This window comes from Candidatus Nitrosocosmicus sp. T (assembly GCF_054408485.1).
In genome coordinates, this window is the sequence record NZ_CP166992.1 from 1951104 (window position 1) to 1969232 (window position 18129).

Annotated in this window: 14 protein-coding genes; 3 read left to right on the forward strand and 11 right to left on the reverse strand. The window is 33.5% G+C overall.

Annotated features, from left to right (window positions below):
• Window positions 1-19 precede the first annotated feature (19 nt).
• From AB0A59_RS09935 to AB0A59_RS09975, 9 genes are all read right to left on the reverse strand, one after another.
• Window positions 20-745: a hypothetical protein gene (locus AB0A59_RS09935; RefSeq protein WP_458743429.1), complete on the reverse strand. Its 726-nt coding sequence runs from the start codon at window positions 743-745 to the stop codon at window positions 20-22.
• 506 nt (window positions 746-1251) lie between these two features.
• Window positions 1252-2097: a hypothetical protein gene (locus tag AB0A59_RS09940; protein WP_458743430.1), complete on the reverse strand. Its 846-nt coding sequence runs from the start codon at window positions 2095-2097 to the stop codon at window positions 1252-1254.
• 1553 nt (window positions 2098-3650) lie between these two features.
• Complete coding sequence (locus tag AB0A59_RS09945; protein ID WP_458743432.1) at window positions 3651-4208, reverse strand: hypothetical protein; 558 nt, start codon at window positions 4206-4208, stop codon at window positions 3651-3653.
• Between the two features lie 4 nt (window positions 4209-4212).
• Window positions 4213-5793 (reverse strand): 4Fe-4S binding protein, encoded by a 1581-nt coding sequence (locus AB0A59_RS09950; RefSeq protein WP_458743434.1) that lies wholly within the window; start codon window positions 5791-5793, stop codon window positions 4213-4215.
• A gap of 882 nt (window positions 5794-6675) precedes the next feature.
• A complete protein-coding gene (locus AB0A59_RS09955; protein ID WP_458743435.1) occupies window positions 6676-7398 on the reverse strand; it encodes a hypothetical protein in 723 nt (240 codons plus the stop codon).
• On the reverse strand, window positions 7398-8096 hold the full coding sequence (locus tag AB0A59_RS09960; protein WP_458743436.1) for a hypothetical protein: 699 nt from the start codon (window positions 8094-8096) through the stop codon (window positions 7398-7400). The genes AB0A59_RS09955 and AB0A59_RS09960 overlap by 1 nt, the downstream gene beginning before the upstream one ends.
• A 36-nt stretch (window positions 8097-8132) precedes the next feature.
• Window positions 8133-8603: a hypothetical protein gene (locus AB0A59_RS09965; RefSeq protein ID WP_458743437.1), complete on the reverse strand. Its 471-nt coding sequence runs from the start codon at window positions 8601-8603 to the stop codon at window positions 8133-8135.
• Window positions 8604-8637: 34 nt separating this feature from the next.
• Complete coding sequence (locus AB0A59_RS09970) at window positions 8638-9438, reverse strand: hypothetical protein (protein ID WP_458743438.1); 801 nt, start codon at window positions 9436-9438, stop codon at window positions 8638-8640.
• A gap of 526 nt (window positions 9439-9964) precedes the next feature.
• Window positions 9965-10819, reverse strand: coding sequence for a hypothetical protein (locus AB0A59_RS09975; protein ID WP_458743439.1), 855 nt, complete (start codon window positions 10817-10819; stop codon window positions 9965-9967).
• A 959-nt stretch (window positions 10820-11778) separates the two neighbouring features.
• On the opposite strand from AB0A59_RS09975, the gene AB0A59_RS09980 reads away from it, so the two are divergent.
• The 3 genes from AB0A59_RS09980 (at window position 11779) to AB0A59_RS09990 (ending at window position 14059) form a co-directional block, all read left to right on the forward strand.
• Complete coding sequence (locus AB0A59_RS09980; RefSeq protein WP_458743441.1) at window positions 11779-11958, forward strand: hypothetical protein; 180 nt, start codon at window positions 11779-11781, stop codon at window positions 11956-11958.
• Window positions 11959-12465: 507 nt separating this feature from the next.
• Window positions 12466-13014 (forward strand): hypothetical protein, encoded by a 549-nt coding sequence (locus AB0A59_RS09985; protein WP_458743442.1) that lies wholly within the window; start codon window positions 12466-12468, stop codon window positions 13012-13014.
• Window positions 13015-13921: 907 nt separating this feature from the next.
• Window positions 13922-14059, forward strand: a complete 138-nt coding sequence (locus tag AB0A59_RS09990) for a hypothetical protein (RefSeq protein ID WP_458743444.1) — start codon at window positions 13922-13924, stop codon at window positions 14057-14059.
• 1173 nt (window positions 14060-15232) lie between these two features.
• Here the strand turns inward: AB0A59_RS09990 and AB0A59_RS09995 are convergent.
• Both AB0A59_RS09995 and AB0A59_RS10000 read right to left on the reverse strand, forming a co-directional pair.
• Window positions 15233-15826, reverse strand: a complete 594-nt coding sequence (locus tag AB0A59_RS09995; RefSeq protein WP_458743446.1) for a hypothetical protein — start codon at window positions 15824-15826, stop codon at window positions 15233-15235.
• Window positions 15827-17388: 1562 nt separating this feature from the next.
• The gene (locus AB0A59_RS10000; protein WP_458743448.1) at window positions 17389-18114 is read right to left on the reverse strand and encodes a hypothetical protein; all 726 of its coding nucleotides are present in this window, start codon (window positions 18112-18114) and stop codon (window positions 17389-17391) included.
• Between the last annotated feature and the right edge of the window lie 15 nt (window positions 18115-18129).

Below are 18129 nucleotides of genomic sequence, written 5' to 3' on the forward strand. Positions count from 1 at the left end.
CGACAAATTATGATCATTTTTATGGAATTTCTGGCAATTCCGAGTCGGGAAATATCGTTGCATTAGAAGAATTATTGTTAGATGATGGAGATAATTGTTGTTGATTGGAGGCAGAAGAACCGCTTGGCTCTATACCTATAGTAGAGGCTACCTTATCTGTATCAAATGTTAATGTACTAATCATATATTTAGCTACGGGTAGAAATTTATCATATAGATCTTCTGATGCTACAAATACTGCAGAATATTCTATGTCGTTACTATCTATTGTACTAACGCTTAATGCATTCCGGGGTTGTTCATCCTCCCGTTGGAATGTTTCCGTTATAGAACAAGCTTTTATATCATTAAACACAAAGGTTTGACATTCAACAGGCTTTAATAGTTTGTAATTATCAAATGACTGATAATAAGAACTAATTCCTTCCAAAGATTCAGTTACATTATGATATAATGATTCACCAGCATATACATCTAACCAAACAAAAGAGTCTTCATCTTCGGGGAAATAGATAAAAGTACTTTGAATTGGCGTTGCTTTATCCGCTTCCGGTACTTTTTGAGGTATCCAGTTAGATGGTATCTGTAATGAATAAAGTCCATCCTTCTCTTTGAAAGTTTCCCATGTTGTTTGAGCAAACGCATTATTACCCAAATACGAAGAAGTGACAAGAAACAACAGAACCATGAATATCGGAAATATTTTAGCGAGTCTCCTTAACCTAAGTTTGTGACTGTTGTCCACAATTTAGCAAGTACAGATGTGATATAAATTCTTTTTATAACACTAAAAGAATGTTAAAACCCATATTTAGAGTGGTGATAGAGAACATAACTCATGACTGACGTATTATAAGATTCGTAAAAAAAGACCCTATAAACTGGATTTCCAAGTTACCAGTGTATTCATTTTAAAATAGTAATTTTACTTCCCGTCGATGCTACTTCTGTATTTATATAATCAATGCTCTGCGAACTCCAAGGAGTAGCAAGTCAGTATTCCTTTTATCATCTCGAATAAATTTTACTTATGTATGGTTTGTGCTTTCAATAACACATGTTGATCTAACGTTTCCGTAATTTTGTGAAATCGTCATACAGTCATCATCACTAAATAATTTCCGTGAAGAATCTCGACAGCTGCTTCATCCCTTATACACAATATCTAAATACTTTATCAAATTTGTCTAATAATTAAATGTTCTAACACAGGCACAATTTTGAAGTGTTTATCTCTGAAATCATTAGTATCTAATTAAAGAATGTACTATTTTCAGTATCACTGACATTCTTGTAACCTGGGATAGGGGCAGGAGTTGATGAGATCGACGAAATATTATTCATATCTGTTTCCGTGGAATTCGACAAATTTGCATTTAAAAAGCTATTGTCAACAGGTGGCAAATCCCAATCGGGAATTATCATTGCATTAGAAGAACTATTGTTAGATGATGGAGATAATTGTTGTTGATTGGAGGTAGAAGAACTGCTTGGCTCTATACCTAAGGTAGAGGCTACCTTATCTGTATCAAATGTTAATGTACTAATCATATATTTAGCTACGGGTAGAAATTTATCATATAGATCTTCTGATGCTACAAACAAAGCTGTATATTCAATTCCGTTTGGATCGATCATAACAACGCTTAGTTCCTTACGGGGCATTTCACTCTCCATTTGTAAGGATTGTACCATCGAACATGCCGAAAGATTGTTTAAAGTCAAATTTTCGCATTCAACCGGCTGTATTAATTTGTAGTTATCATAACTTTTATAGAGTGCTATACTTGCATCCAGAGAATCCTTTACATCGTAATAAAGGGATTCGCCTATCATAACATCAACCCAAACGAACGAATCTTGATTCACAGGGTAATAGTAAAATAAATCATCAATTGGAGTTACTTTATCTTGCTCAGGTGCTTTTTGTGGTATCCAGTTAGATGGAATTTGCAATGAATAAAGTCCATCCTTCTCTTTGAAAGTTTCCCATGTTGTTTGAGCCAATACATAATTTGTAAGAGAGAAGGAAAAGAGTAAGAGAACTATTCCTAAAAAGCAGTAAGTCATCTTACTGAATTTGTTACTGTTATACATAGTCTAGCATATTAAATAAGTATTATAAAAGCTTTCAATGATACAAAAAAATAATATGCAATGAGATCGTGAACATATTTGTCATAAATTCATTAAATTACGTCTTAAAAAGTTGAAGTCCATTTATCGATAAATATATATTAAAAGGTTAAGACTCCAATGATTTATGTAAATATATGCAGCCTGGTCCTTATTTATTATCAATTAATTTATGTCTTGTGTCATTGCTAATTATTATTCGACCATTATGATAATCGTCAACTATAGAGATATTCTCAAATAATCAAAATAACCTATTTTCGTTGCTAAACTCTCAGTAGAACCATATTACATGTATGGTCTTCTGCAGTATTTTGAATGAGTAATAACGACGAAATAGTTTATAAGAAAATGCTGATACTTTATATTGGTTTAGGCTCATCTTACCATATTGTGGTCTAGTATGAATTGGTGTAATACCGTTACAAACGATGTGACTAACAAATGCCATAATGACTAGGATGCCCACCCATGTTGTTGATAATATTCATTTTAGCACAAAAAGCCAAATTATCCATATCATAAAGAAAACTTTGCTCGCAATATGTCTAAATCTGACAACTCATTAATGCTCGGATTTGCTGGAAAAGTTTTAATACCATTACCAGAACTGATGCCGCCACTGCAAGTTGATAAACTACTAACCTTGTTCTTATTATCGCATGACTTTTTTTTTATGACACACTAGAAACTTCTGAGGATTATTATGGCGGCACTCCAAATTTATGATTGAATCATTTAGTAGTATATACACGAAATTGTAATCAGTGTCAATTCTTTGTAATACCGATGAAATATCTTTTCGATGAGTAATATATGACAGATGGAAGAACGATGCAATGTGTCTTTCAAGGTATATACCAATATATGGTAAATCATTCTAATAGATTGATCTAAAAAAAATACAACTTCAGTTATGAGAGAGCTTTCTATCATTTCCAAGGATTTTTCGCCCTCTCAACATTAGAAAACAACTCCATTCAAAATTCATTGATTTGTTATCACATTAAAAAGAAACATTCGTACAGGCGTCCACATATTGGGGATTTGAAAATACTTACTCCTGCCACTACAATTATTAAGTTATCTATCGAAATTTGTAATTCCTTTGTTATTTTGAGCCATTCAATATAGTCGCGGATCATTACACTATATTATATCATGTCCTAGACCACCCTTTTCTTCTGTCCTCGGTGTTTCATAATAACATTCTTTATCTAGCGTAGAATAAGTATCCTCGTTATTCAATTCTTTATTATTGCGATTCTATACTATATATTCAGAAATAATTTGATTTACGAGGGGTTTTCTGGTTATATGCCCATAAAGTGAGAGTTGGATGTGGGAACTTATTAACGAATGAAAAAATATCAAATGGATGCCGATAGCTTAAGCCAATAGCGACCCTTTTTAGATAAGCGCTTGTCATAAATATATCATTTGTCAGAATCGAGAATAGCATCTGATTCAAAATTCAAGTCTGTTCACTTTCGATGAAGCAAATGTAATAATCTTTAATATTTAAGTGTTAATACCTTTCGAATTGAAGGTATAAGATATAATAATATGGTCACTGCAATGAATCCGACGGTAGTTGTTATAATTAATCGGGAACTATCCACTAAAGGAATCGCTAAACTATTTACAATTTCGTTAAAATCTCTTGTTAATTCTTCGACTTGAATTTTTGAACTGGAGTTTTTATCAGTTATAAGTATATCAAGTGTTCTCAGAGAGCTACTGAAAGCAACTATTTCGTCGGTTGAATTCCGTGATTGTAGCTCCTCCAAAACATTAAACCAATTATCACTTGAATCAATTTCATCAATATACTCTTTTGCCTTAGAATAATTCCCTTCGTTAGTAGCCATCACAATATTTTCTATGTTTTCTTGGATAGTAGAAATTTCATTTATAAGCAATGGATGCGATCCATTATCACCATAGCTCATTTCTTGTGCATTAGCATTATAACCAAAACAATTGTAATAAAGTAAAACCAGTATGAACAAAGAAATCGTATAAATGACTTTTTCCGAACTAAGTTGAGGTCGACGAAATGATACTTTCATTATTTTATGCCCATCTTGGATCAATAGTAGAAAATATTACAAGCATCAATACTATCATCAAGATATGAGGAACAGAACCCTGTATTGTTTTTTTTCTGTCGTGTCCTGTCAAATTCTGGGATATTCTATATGTGATATATCCACCTACGATTAAAGAGATAATCGACTCTGGAATCCATTTCAGGGTATAGACGTCAGAAGAATTAATATCAATTAGTGACGCAGGTAAATATAGATAAATTCCCACATATTGTAACCCTGCATTTATATAAGTTCCACCATTAAGAGCAACTTGGCCAAAGATGGCTCCTACAATACTATAGATAGCAAAGATTGCCAAATATCCATAAGCAAAGTTTGCAAAATTTCGTTTAAACTTTATGCCAGAAATCCTACTTGATACTAATACCGCTAGTGAGTAAAGTCCAATTGTTATCCCTATTGACATGACGTAACCTATTACCCCCCGTTCAACCTGTCTTTCAGTTAGAAAAGGCATTAACTCTTTTATATTTTCTGAAAGCCCTTGACTAAATCCTGGGAATATCGAATCTACTGATTCATGCCACAAATAAGTACTAAAAATCCCTATCAAAGCCAAGATGGTGAAGGCTTCATATATATTGGGTCTAAATACCTGCCACAACTCTGCAAATGGCATTCTTAGTCTTAGTCTCATGGGCTCGGTAGGTGGACAAGAATGAACGCATTTCATACACATGCTACATGCGGAATTGCTAGTCATAGTAGCTGGATGTTCTTCCCAAGGGCAGCCTTCAACATGTTTGTTACCATTGTAGCAATCATGAGTTTTGCAGGTCTTACAAGTAGGATCAATTTTTCCAACTCCAACTATGCTTCTTGACTGTGGATTAGTGTTCTCTTTAGATAATAGAGGAATTTCTTTTATTATCATAGGGGATAATTTAGCTAAAGATGGCGGATTTTCCTCCCTGTATTCATGTTTATTAGTCATGTTTGAATGAGTAGCCATTGTCTTTGTTCTCACTTCTATTGGTGCAACGCGGGACATAACTGCTAGGGGAGCTGAAATAGGACATATGTACTTGCAGAAAACACGGCCTCTAAAGATAAGACTCACAATAATTGCAACAGCAATTACGCTAACTATCCAGATGGCCGTAATCAGTGGCTCCCGAAGAACATTTATCCCAAATTCCCTAAAACCCCAAAGAGGGATTAGAAAAGTCAAAAGTGGTAATCCCCAATTGCATAAGCGCCGAGGGAACTTGCGCTCTATACTAAATCTATTAAATGCACCTGCAATTGCTCCAACTGGACATACAGCACACCACGATCTACCAAAAAAATATAGACTAGCAAAGATAAGAGGATACCAAAAGACCCCAGATAAAGATAAGGTAATCAAATTTTCATCGGAATTCTCTGAGCCTACAAAACCGTCATAAATAAAAATTGATAGAGCCAAGACAAGCAAAATTTGAAATGTCAATGGATAACATTTGCTTCTATAAAACCTCGCGATCCACTTGTAATTAAATAAATCTCGTTTTTCCTTTATATTATTTTTATCCGGTTTCATATTTACAGAGGAAATTGCCAATTATTCTCTAAATTTATAAAATGTATTTAAGTGTTAAGTGTTCCATTTCTTTTTGATCTGAACAAGCAAGTTTGGATACATGAGTCAATTACTTTAGGTTTAACATATGATACCAATCTATATACATCAACTAATAAAACACAATTTTAGAATTTGACATTAACTTAGACATTAGTCCTAGCCAGATTTTAGCAAGTCAATGATTAGCCTGAAATTTTATGCAATTGAAGAAATGCATAAACAAATTATGATTCTATTAGATGGAAGTAGTATTAGCTTTGCTATTGATCAGATGGTGATGGTAGATAAATCATCTTTTTTAGAAAAGTAATGTAAACTATTTTACTCAAAAGGTATTGAATTTACGATTGTAACCTGATTCAATTACAATTCATTCTACACCTTAAAACCATTTAGGGCTGTTTTAACCTTATTAGTAGCCTTAGGATAGATTTCGATTTATTGGGTATTTATTGAATGGATGAACGGCATTGGGAAAAATAGCAGAATAATCATTAAGGTTATAAATTAAAGTCATAATAGTGACTGCAAGTACCGCATAATTTACCAATATATGTAGCAATTCGTTGTCTTGGTTGCAGTTCAATTTTAGTTAAAACGTGATTACTACTCACTATCCTGAACTAATAAGGTATATTAGAAAATATCATCCTCTAAATTAAAAATTAAAAAGAAAGAGAATGATGAACATATAATTAATGAAACTTTGATTAAATTTGGGTTGGAGTACATCCTGCTTTCGGTTGTTATAGATCCAAAAAAGAAGCAAAATCTCGCACCAAATATATCCAAGGAACTAATGCCCTCCTATCAGAAGGACTTAATTCCAGTTTAGCCAGAATTCATTGGAAATATCCTGTATCAACGGACGCAAACTCCCCAGTCAGACAGTGTTGTTCCTATAGGACATTCTGAAGATTTAGACTCATAGTCAGTAACAGTGCTATTATCATACGAAGGTTCATTCATAATATCTAAACCAGTAGATGATGTATTATTAGGAATTGTTAAAGCCGACGGGTCCTCTTCAACTATTCCTTCCTGAGTTGAAGAAACACTACATGATTCTATTGACTGACTACTAGAATCACACAACATATCACCTTCAATGCTATTATTGCTATCTTCACTTAATGCTAGAGGATCTTGAATAGAATTGCTATCAAAAGAAATCGATTCATTTCCAAACAACTCATTATCGTAGTTAATTTGGTTATCTTCTACTGTACTAGTATTTTCGGATAATGATGACGGTGACAGTGTCTGTGACTGTGATAGAGGTTCAACACTTTCCATCAAGGGTTCAGCAGAAAATGATGGTTCTAATCCTTGTTCTCTTGGGCCTTCTCCTTCTTCTCCTTCTTCTAATACTGGTGGACCTACGTCAGATGAAGAATTATTATCAGTGCTTGAACTATTCAAGTCATCTGTTGATGGTACAGTAAGAGGCTCTAACTCTGATGTAGGTACACACTGGCCTGTTGATTCATCAAGTATCGTACCTGGTTGCTGTTCTTCACAACCATCTGTTGATGATGTTATTGATGGTTCAGGTGGGGCACATATACCTGTTGTCTCATCCATTAGAGTACGGGATCTTCACAATCGTTTGCAGTGTCATTTATTATCGGTACATCTGGTTCAGACATTGGTACACACTGGCCTGTTGATTCATCTAATATTGCTGAAGGATCCTCGCATACTACAGGTGATGTTACAGGCATATCTAGCTCAGATGTAGGTACACACTGGCCTGTTGATTCATCAAGTATCGTACCTGGTTGCTGTTCTTCACAGGTATCTGTCGCAATGGATGGTGGCGGAGGTGCACATATACCTGTTGTCTCATCCATTAGAGTACCGGGATCTTCACAATCGTTTGTAGTGCCATTTACTATCGGTACATCTGGTTCAGACATTGGTACACACTGGCCTGTTGATTCATCAAGTATCGTACCTGGTTGCTGTTCTTCACATAAGTTATCCGTAACATTACCTGCCATATCAGTTATTGATATCGAGGTTTGATTTGATGTGTTAGAGGTAGATGATTGGAGGGAAGATATAGTATCCATTCCGCATTTATCTGCCTGACTAGTCACACACAGTGAATTTACCATTGATACTAATATATGATTCCAATAAAATTGAAACCAATCGGGGACTATCTGCCCATCAATGAGAACTTTTATCTGTGGAATATAATAAGTTATCATATACATTTGTTCGTTATTGGCAATAGAATATGCATGAGCAATGCGGTACTCCCTATTGCCTTTCATATAGTAATCAACATATTTGCTCTCAAAACCTTGGACTTAAGATGAATATTTCAGGTCGGCGTTATAGCTTGTTATGGTAACTATTGAACTATGCATTCTTTGTGTTAGAAAAGGACTATTATTCTGTCGTAACCAATCCTTAATATCCTCTACACTAACTCCGGGATTTAATTTATAAATATCAACATCAACAACGATGGGTACCAAACTATAGCCATCATTATATTGGTAACTAAATCTTACAAGCGGCTGTTCAAATGGCCATACAGAACTGCTTGATGGATATTCTTTCTTCCACGTGGAAGGATAATCAATACTAAATAGAATATTATTCTCTTTGATCCAGTTAAAGGATTCTATTTGAGAATGTGATATATTTACAGAAGTAGGCAAAATTAAAAAAAAAGATAATGCAAGAAGGTAGATAACTATTCCAGCGAAATACTTAAATTTTAATAAGGTTACCAAAAATACTTTAAGTGAATCTCGATTAAAGGGTTCTCTCATAGATAAAAACACCATGTTGATGTTTATCATTTCATTAGCCAGAATGATATTTATAAGAATGGTTATTAAGTTGTGATTGTCTCTGAAGATGGTATGCCGCTGTTTGATAAAGAGTCGGTACTTTACTAGTATCAATACTTTCAGTGATATTGTTATCTATATCTGTTTGACTAAATGTATTTATTAATATGTTGTATATGGACAAATACCCAAGTTCGGATGTTGATGTCACTTTCCCCCTATTAAAATCCGTTGTAACTATCTTATACGTTGTTAGCAAGATCTCTCTCATTAAGAACATTTGAAGCAGCACAGATATACCATATTCTAGAATACTACCATCTATTAGAGGAACGGGTATTTGATCCTTTTGTATTACATTTTCACATCGGTGTGTCTTGATAAATAAACAGACATGTTTATTTATCTTGCAAGCATTATACTCATTTGTTTGGATCAAATTATATTTGGATTGATCCGAGTACGTTGTAATAATGAATTGAAGTGAATTTTTGAGACTACAAAAAGGAAATTTTATAGCATGTATTTCCAAAATCACAAATGAATACAGGTTCTCAGGATAATTGATAGACATATAATCTATTAGAAATATTCTGCATTTTTTGGATGCCATGTATACAGACCAGTTAGAAGGTATTTGTAAGAAATAGAGCCCCTCTTTATCTGTAAAAGGTTTCCCCTCTCTACGCGAGAAGGAATACTTGGTTGAGGATATTGATGATGTTTTCAATGCAGACAGGCTCATTATTGTGACAAACATAATAGTAATAGAGGTATTCATCCTGGGTGCACGAGATTTGTAATCTCTAATCATAGATCAGCAAATCCACTCTTATATAAAAGCCTTATTGATATAAGAATGGTACGAAAAAAAATAATTTTGTATAAATGATTACCAATAGAAAGGTTAGTTTGAGACATGGTAACACCTTCTTTCTTTTATTTCTGTCCGGATCTGAATCTAATGTATCTAGGAATTGAATTACCAACGACTGTGAAGCTATTATATTTCTTCTAACAGACATATTAGGAAGAGCATCTTTGAGCTATTGATTCATCGATAAGTTAAGCTATATTTATCAAAAAAAATTTTAGAATAACTGGTCTAGTATATTTGTACTTGAGCAATTTGTTTTCATGTTTTGATATATGATTGCCAAGATATAATACTAGATTAAGATCAGTTATTACGTTTTGGTTTCTAACGGTTAATATGCCTTCATAGTACTACTGTTTCCTGAATCCCAATCAAAATGTAGTAAGCAAATTAGGTCCTGTCAGCTTTTATTTACCATTGGACAATAAAAGCTGTTAAGCTTTGCTCAGATTCACTACAATTATCATCTGAAAGGGTTGTCAGAGGAATCTGAATTGCTTGCTGAGCTGTCTGAGAAAGGGTTGTCAGAGGAATCTGAATTGCTTGCTGAGCTGTCTGAGAAAGGGTTGTCAGAGGAATCTGAATTGCTTGCTGAGCTGTCTGAGAAAGGGTTGTCAGAGGAATCTGAATTGCTTGCTGAGCTGTCTGAGAAAGGGTTGTCAGAGGAATCTGAATTGCTTGCTGAGCTGTCTGAGAAAGGGTTGTCAGAGGAATCTGAATTGCTTGCTGAGCTGTCTGAGAAAGGGTTGTCAGAGGAATCTGAATTGCTTACACCACGATTATCTAAAATGGACTTGGAGTCCAACTTTATTGTCTTAGTCATGTATTCAGCAATTGGTAAATACTTGTTAAACAAATCGTCAGAAGCAATAAACATAGTTGAATATTCATTCCCCATAGGATCAATCAATGTAGTGAAGGTAATGATTCTTTGGTTAGTCTCACCTTCTGGCTTAAAAGTTATTGTTACGGTACATGCTGGCGTGTTATTTATCGTTAATGATTCACAATCTATGGGCTTCAAGACCTTAAATCCATCTTCGTCCTTCATTATATCTGCGAAAAATTCTGCACTTGCTTTAGAATCTTCATTCACCGCATCTATGACACCAAAAAAGTTCATCTTGGCATATGAACTATCTTTGGAGGGATAGATAAAAGAGTCGTCAAACAAAAATGAAAATTCATTATCTTTTGATGGTATCTTTTCATGTGTCCAATTAGATGGTAATTGTAAGGAGTAGATTCCGTCCTCTTGATTAAAAGTTTTCCACTGAGCTTGTGCTGGAGAATAGTTTGGAATTAAAGAAATCGTCAATATACTGATTAATAGAACAACATACCTAGAGACAGACTTATATTTGCGACTGTTTGTCACAATTTAGCAGATCCCATAATAATATAAATGCTTTTTCAACATATAATGTGAAAACGACGTGTTTATTTACATTATTCCATTTATAGCACAAGAGGCGATCTATAATTTTATTCCACACTACTTAATTGAAACTGGGTGATAATCTATTCTATTCTCATAATTTTATCCTGTCTAGATTAAATTGCATTATATTAAAAATCTATCAAATCCTTAACCATCAATTTAGCACTTACTCTGGGCATCCTGCGGTTATAATGAAAAACTAGTTGTAGGATCTAAACGGAGAACAGCTCGATAGCACCTATATTATCATTCCTTTTGGGATACCTCGTCTATTTTTGAGAAAGGTCATATGGATGACATCCCGTAGCTTTGCAGTTTTACTCTCCTTGAGTAGATCACTTGACGGGGTGCTGACTCATAAAATCAATTAGTTTCTGCCATTCTAAGGGCGTATTCTTGTATCTGAATATGAGATGTACGAGTAAGTTCATATTTGCTGTTTAAATCAACTATGATTCTTCGTACAATCGATAGTCAGCTACCATTGAATATATTTTCTTTAATGTTTCTAGAGATAGATATGATCACATATATAGATAAAGAGGTTTCTCAGAGACTTGGCCGTTGTAACATCAGATGTGAGAAGTTCAGGAATAGTATAATCAGTGCTAGATACTAAATGGAAATCTTATGGTGATATCCATCTTTGATTTGACTATAACCTCCCCTTGCTTATTTATTCCCTCTCTAGGTATAGATCTCTCTTTCATGGATGAGGTGTGCAGTCAACATGGTGTTTAATATTTACAGTACATTAGTTTGACCAATTCCTCAAAAAATATTATCCATAGTTTGAAATCTGCTCATTTTCCAGATCTGTATACAAATCATTCTCAATGACCAAATCAATTATACATCTTTTGGCTAAACATGCTAAAGACAAACTATTACTTTTAGTATCCTTTTGGAATATAGTAAATCAAGATCAAAAATTTGCAGTTATAATTCATTTGAGGCGGAAAATCTTGGATACAGACTATATATCGCCTTACAATGATGGTGACAGATATACATAATCTCTAACTCATTTATGATGATGACTTTTGATGTAGTTAAATGACCGAGCAATTATTCCATCCGTATACAAAATGGTGAATAGAATGGATGATGATGAATTAAATACATTATTCGTAGATAGTGTCTATATCAAACAAAATATGATACTCTAAGACACAATACTTATTTGGGAGGAACTAGGACTAGTATTAATTAATTTAATCATATTCTAATATTGATGGTGCAAATTAATTTGTAAATAAACATAATTAAACAAGGGTATCATAGTAAAATGCAAGCTTACCTCATATGAATTCCAGTAGTTTTGTTTAGATCAGTTCAATCTTATTATTATTTGGGTATTGGACGGATTGTAATTACGCATAAAAATTAAAAAAACTCACTCTTTAGATTGTAGTTTCAATTATGAAATCAACATACCAAATTCCTAGGAATTATCGATTATAAAATTTTGCAATTACCATTAATAAAAGTTTTATATTATAATTCATTTGAGTCTTATAAGAATGTCAAACCTATTACAATCATTAGCAGAAACAAAAATTACACTATTGACTATCTTTGTAATTGCTGCAACTATTTCTTTTCTCCCAGTACAAGTAAATGCGCAAAATTCTACTTCTAGTATGCCTGAAGGTTTTTCACTATTCGAGGATGCAGCTAGAGGTTACTCTATAATTTATCCAAGTGATGCACAACAAGAAGACGCCGATGAACGTATTCTTTTTACGAGCGAAAGGGATGGATGGGAATTTTCAATTACAGGACCGTTATCTTTAGAAGGTAAAACTTTGGAAGAATTTGTCTATGATGTCCACGACTTTAGTGAATTTGGCTTTGGTAATCTTGCAGATGATTCCAAAGAGTTAGAAGTAAATGGTTCACCTGCAATTATGATGGATAGTTCTTTTGATGACCTAAAAGGGTGGAAAATTTTTATACAAAACGACAAAGATTACTATGAAATTCATGTGTATGCCCAAAAAGATAGATTCTCACCATATATTGATTTGTTCAACACAATGCTACAATCAATAACCTTCACAAGTAGTTAGGTACAGACATGAATCAATTGAATCTAAAAACAATCCTTTTCATGTTTCTATTTGAGCCTTACTCACCGGTACTACTGAGAGTATCTATCGGGTAAATGCAAGCCCATTAATGTAATAAATATCTTCTGATGCAAAACTACTTATCTAATACAAAAGATTTATTTTAAGAGCCCAGTCATTGTGACCTGAAGCAATTCAATCGATCCAGAATAATGAAAAACTCCTTAAAGCCGCTCCTCGTGGACCTGAGGTAAAGAATAAAATAACAATAATTAATACACAGTTAAATCACATGATGCCAAAAGCAAAAGAATTGGCAGGTTCTAATAGGTCAAAAATAATTTTGGCGGTACATAAATATTTGCAAAACAGCATGGGATAATAAGCATAAAGAAAGTATTGTCACTAGTGGCGGTATTTTTAGGGTTTCTTACACTAGCGTTGATATTGTTATCGCAAATCCAAACACCAACGATCTATATGACTTAGATGTAATAATAGCAAAGTTTTCTTTATGATATGGATAATTAGGCTTTTTGTGCTAAAATGAATATTATCAACAACATGGGTGGGCATCCTAGTCATTATGGCGTTTATTAGCTTAGTTTTTTATAAAAGAGAACACCATTAGTTATTTTTATTAGTCTTACTATTAGAGAAGATGATTAAGACATGGATCGATATTTGCTACAACTACCAGACAGCTAGATAGGCGTACGGGTCAAATACTCTGCCTTCAAAATTATAAATCTATTCCAAGGTGATTTAGCAAATATGTAGAAACTCAATTTATTAAATGGGTATTAAATCCAATGATTTTCCATTATGTAACTTTTCTACAAAATTTATTAATGCTATCTTAATATGCCCTAACATTTGGGAGCTAATAATGTAGTTAATACCATAGATGGGCGCTTCGCCTAAAGATGGTAATATTAGCAAATACCAAAATGGCTTGGAACTCCATCATATTATTGATAATATTCATTGTAGGGAATTGTTTGCAAATGGAAATAGTGCTAGCAAAGAAAGATTCTCGAAATAACTATACTTAAATAAAAAACATTTTCTTTGGTCAGAGGTCTCTAACAAGAAATGCGGGGCTATCTCGAGAATTGGATCTACGAGGATAGGAGCAAGCTATCATCAAATCTGTAGATTATGAAACCGCCGTGCAACCTCATCTATTTATAGAGAATATCTTTATAGAAAGATAATTTCTCATACTAAAAGAATGGTGTTAAAGTTTCGATGAGTAATCCCTTGCAGAACAAAAAATTACTGTTTAGAGGTCAATATTTAGTGGGATAACATAGAAATTGGGGTTACCATATACATCTACACATTTAGTTGATTCTCTTCTATTTAATTCATCGGTCGTTTTATTTAAAACCGAGAAAACTAGCAAAGGATTTGGAAGAAGCAGAACATACGAAAACAGGCAACTAATTACAAGGAAAGTTATTGAAACTATTCCATTGTTTAGTATTTACAAAATAGTGTATTTTGCTCTATCCAACTTGCATTTTAAGTTATTGGCAAAAGATCCAATAATATGAAAGGTATATTTTTTTACAAGTCAAATAGACATACCCATAAGATCATATAGAATGCATATTTATTCAACTAAGGTTGTGGAAGATGAATCAATTAATTCGGACTAATGCTATTGCACAATTTTAATACATTTCGATTATGAATATGCTTTCTTTTAGTGAGCTTTTCTTGCTTATTTTTATCGGCTGGGGATGAAAATACTAATGATGGGCTCTATAATAGATGATGACACTAATCTAAAACCATAATTGTTATTAAATAAACAGAATAATTATCAAGTGATAAGTGGAAGCGCAACCCATTAATAAACATTATCTTAACTCTTCTTACTAATGGTAAAGAAATTTGATTAATTTATTAATCAAATTGATTGTAACAAAATTAATGAGCAAATATTAACACGTATTATATATTATTTTACAACAATTGAGTTGCCATCAGAAATTTGTTGGGTAGATGACGCACTAGATCGGCCGAGAAGTTAAAGGAATGAGATCCCGCTCAAAAGGAACTTTCTATAGATGATCATGCAATCCGATGGCCGTTAATCAACCTGCAATGGATGGATATATTGAAACTCACTAATCGGTAACATATTATCGGAATACTAAGACAATCAAGTCATGATTGTTGAAGAGAAAAGATGGCTCACCCTTAATTCTTAATTGTTAGTGAATTTTATTGATTTCAGCATGGTATAGAACATATCCGTATATGATTCAAAACTATCTTTTGGCGCAAATATTTGAAGTTCATAATAATCAGCTCCATCCTGAACCCAAATTTTCCACCATCTTTGACCAAGATCATCTTCTCGGGTCATCATTTGTGCGGGCAACCCACCTACCTGCAACTCCTTGTCATCATCCAGAACATTAAAGCCTAATTCTCGCTCAAAGTCTGCAATTTCCTTAACTAGTTGCTGCAAGGTTTGATCACCTAGTGGAGAGGGCCCCAATACCCCAAAACTCCATCCATCCTTTTCATTCTTAAAATGGGTACCAACAGGAACTTCTTCTTTTTGTGCATCGCTTGGATAAATTATCGTGTAGCCTCTAGCTGGATCTTCAAATAATGAAAAGCCATCAGGTAAGGATGATCCTGAATTTTGTGCATTGACTTGTGTTGGAAAAAATATTAAAGCAGTAGCAAAAACAATCATAAGCAGAACTGCAAATGGTTTCAATATTAGTGATTGGATGAAGAAGATAGAAGGCGTGATTGACATCGACTGTGTTAAAATGGATTTCATCATAAGTTTACAAACAAACATTGAATATAAAATCTTTATCTCATGTAGGCTTCTAGAGCGCAATCCTATGAAATATAGTTTTAAAAACATCTTAAGAAACCAAAGTTGAAAAAATAGTATCGATACAACCGTTTATAAACACTGGAAGCATAGTACTATATTCACCTTATGACGTCAATATTCTTCTACCGCAATCATGATAAAAGGGATACTGATCTGTAACTATACCGAAATGGGGTTGAGTCGAAGGCTTAACAATCAAAGGTATCAGTAGTAAATACCTTATTTATCATTTCAAACGATACCTATGCTGGTATGAATATTAATAATGACATTTGATATTGAGAAAGGAGCATATACTTTAGGTATTGTGGCTGTTGTTTCTTCAAAATCTACTCAATATTCCTGTTCACATCTTGAAGCAAAACATCAAATGCGACAATAATTCCGGTAACAGAATTTATAGAAATTCCGTCCAATTAATTAAAATATAAATATAGTGACATGGCCCGCATTTAAGAACTAAATGAACGAATTACTAAATATCATTTTTTAGATTTCCCTTATATTTCAGATTCTAGATCCATACTGAAAAGTATAGTTTCATAGATTTCTATCTTGCTCATATATAATTTTTTTAGGTTTCAATACGGATAATTGAAATATCAATCAAAATGGATAAAATTTTTTGATAGATAAAAATATGCACCTAGTAACCCGTTGGAATTTACTCCATATTTGATAAATTGGCTTCGATAGGATCACTTGATGGACATATGCCCATGGGATCATCACGAGGATCTGACTGATATCGTCCTATCCCGATTACACCGTCCCTGCAGTTTGAAGATTCGATCTTAGGTTCAGATTCTGGACAGGGAACGGGTTCGTCAGCGGGCCCGGGACAATATCCTGGTGGATAACATGAAAATTAAGGGATACCAGATGGTTCCGTACATCGATTTGGTAATGTCAGATTTGAGTCAATTATACCATGATTTTGATTCTCTAAAGTCGAATATACTTGAGGAGATGTAGGATAAATTAGCACTATACTAATTAATAGTGTAGATAGTAGAATAGTTGTAAGAGCTCGGATCATAATTTTATTTATAAAATTCTCATACAAAAATAATATGCAAGGTTGGTAATCATTACCATTAACCAACAATGGAGTTAGAAGCTAGCTGTAAAACTACTGTGTCCGTACTTTATTTTCTTGTTTCACTAAAGAACTTTTGTTGTATTGCTAACCCGTCCATTAAGATATTATTCTTGTCAGAGACAACAGAAGTCCTAACTTTGTCCCCCGTATGATCTCACCTCATCCAGTTATGTGGAGTTTGTGACAATCATATATCCCCATCAGCTACAATCCATTCAATCCCTATCTTTTTTATTTCTTTAGGGCTATCCAAGATATGCATAGCAAGTTTTTTGAATGTTTTTAAAAATAAAAAATTAATTGATATTTTTTTATGCAACTAATAGAAAGGTAAAGTTTAACCTTTGAATGTTCATTCAATTCGGTCCGGCTAGTATTGATAATTTAATAAAAAGAAAAATTAATTGGTTGGAATTTCTGGCAATTCCGAATCGGGAATTATCGTTGCATTAGAAGAATTATTGTTAGATGATGGAGATAATTGTTGTTGATTGGAGGCAGAAGAACCGCTTGGCTCTATACCTAAAGTAGAGGCTACCTTATCTGTATCAAATGTTAATGTACTAATCATATATTTAGCTACGGGTAGAAATTTATCATATAGATCTTCTGATGCTACATATGTTACAAGATATCCAATTTCATTTGAATCAATGGTATAGATATCAAGTATATTTCTTGGTTTTTCATCCCCAATTCTGAGTGATTGTACTATAGAACATGCCTGTATCTTGTTCAACATGTACCGCAGACATTCCGAAGGTTCCAATAGCTTATAGTCCTCGGAGGACTGATAATACGAGGTAATACCTTGTAAGAAATCTGCTGGGTCATAGTATAGAGATACATTCGCCATCACATCCAACCATGCAAAAGAGTCTTCATCTTCAGGAAAATAAACAAAATTACCTTGTATTGGGGCTATTTTATCTTGTTCTAGTACCTTTTGTGGTATCCAGTTAGATGGAATTTGCAATGAATAAAGTCCATCCTTCTCTTTGAAAGTTTCCCATGTTGTTTGAGCAAACGCATTATTACCCAAATAAGAAGAAGTGATGAGAAACAACAGAACCATGAATATTCCAAATATCTGGCATTCCTTGATGAAAATGTTGCTGTGATTCATTACCATAATATAGCA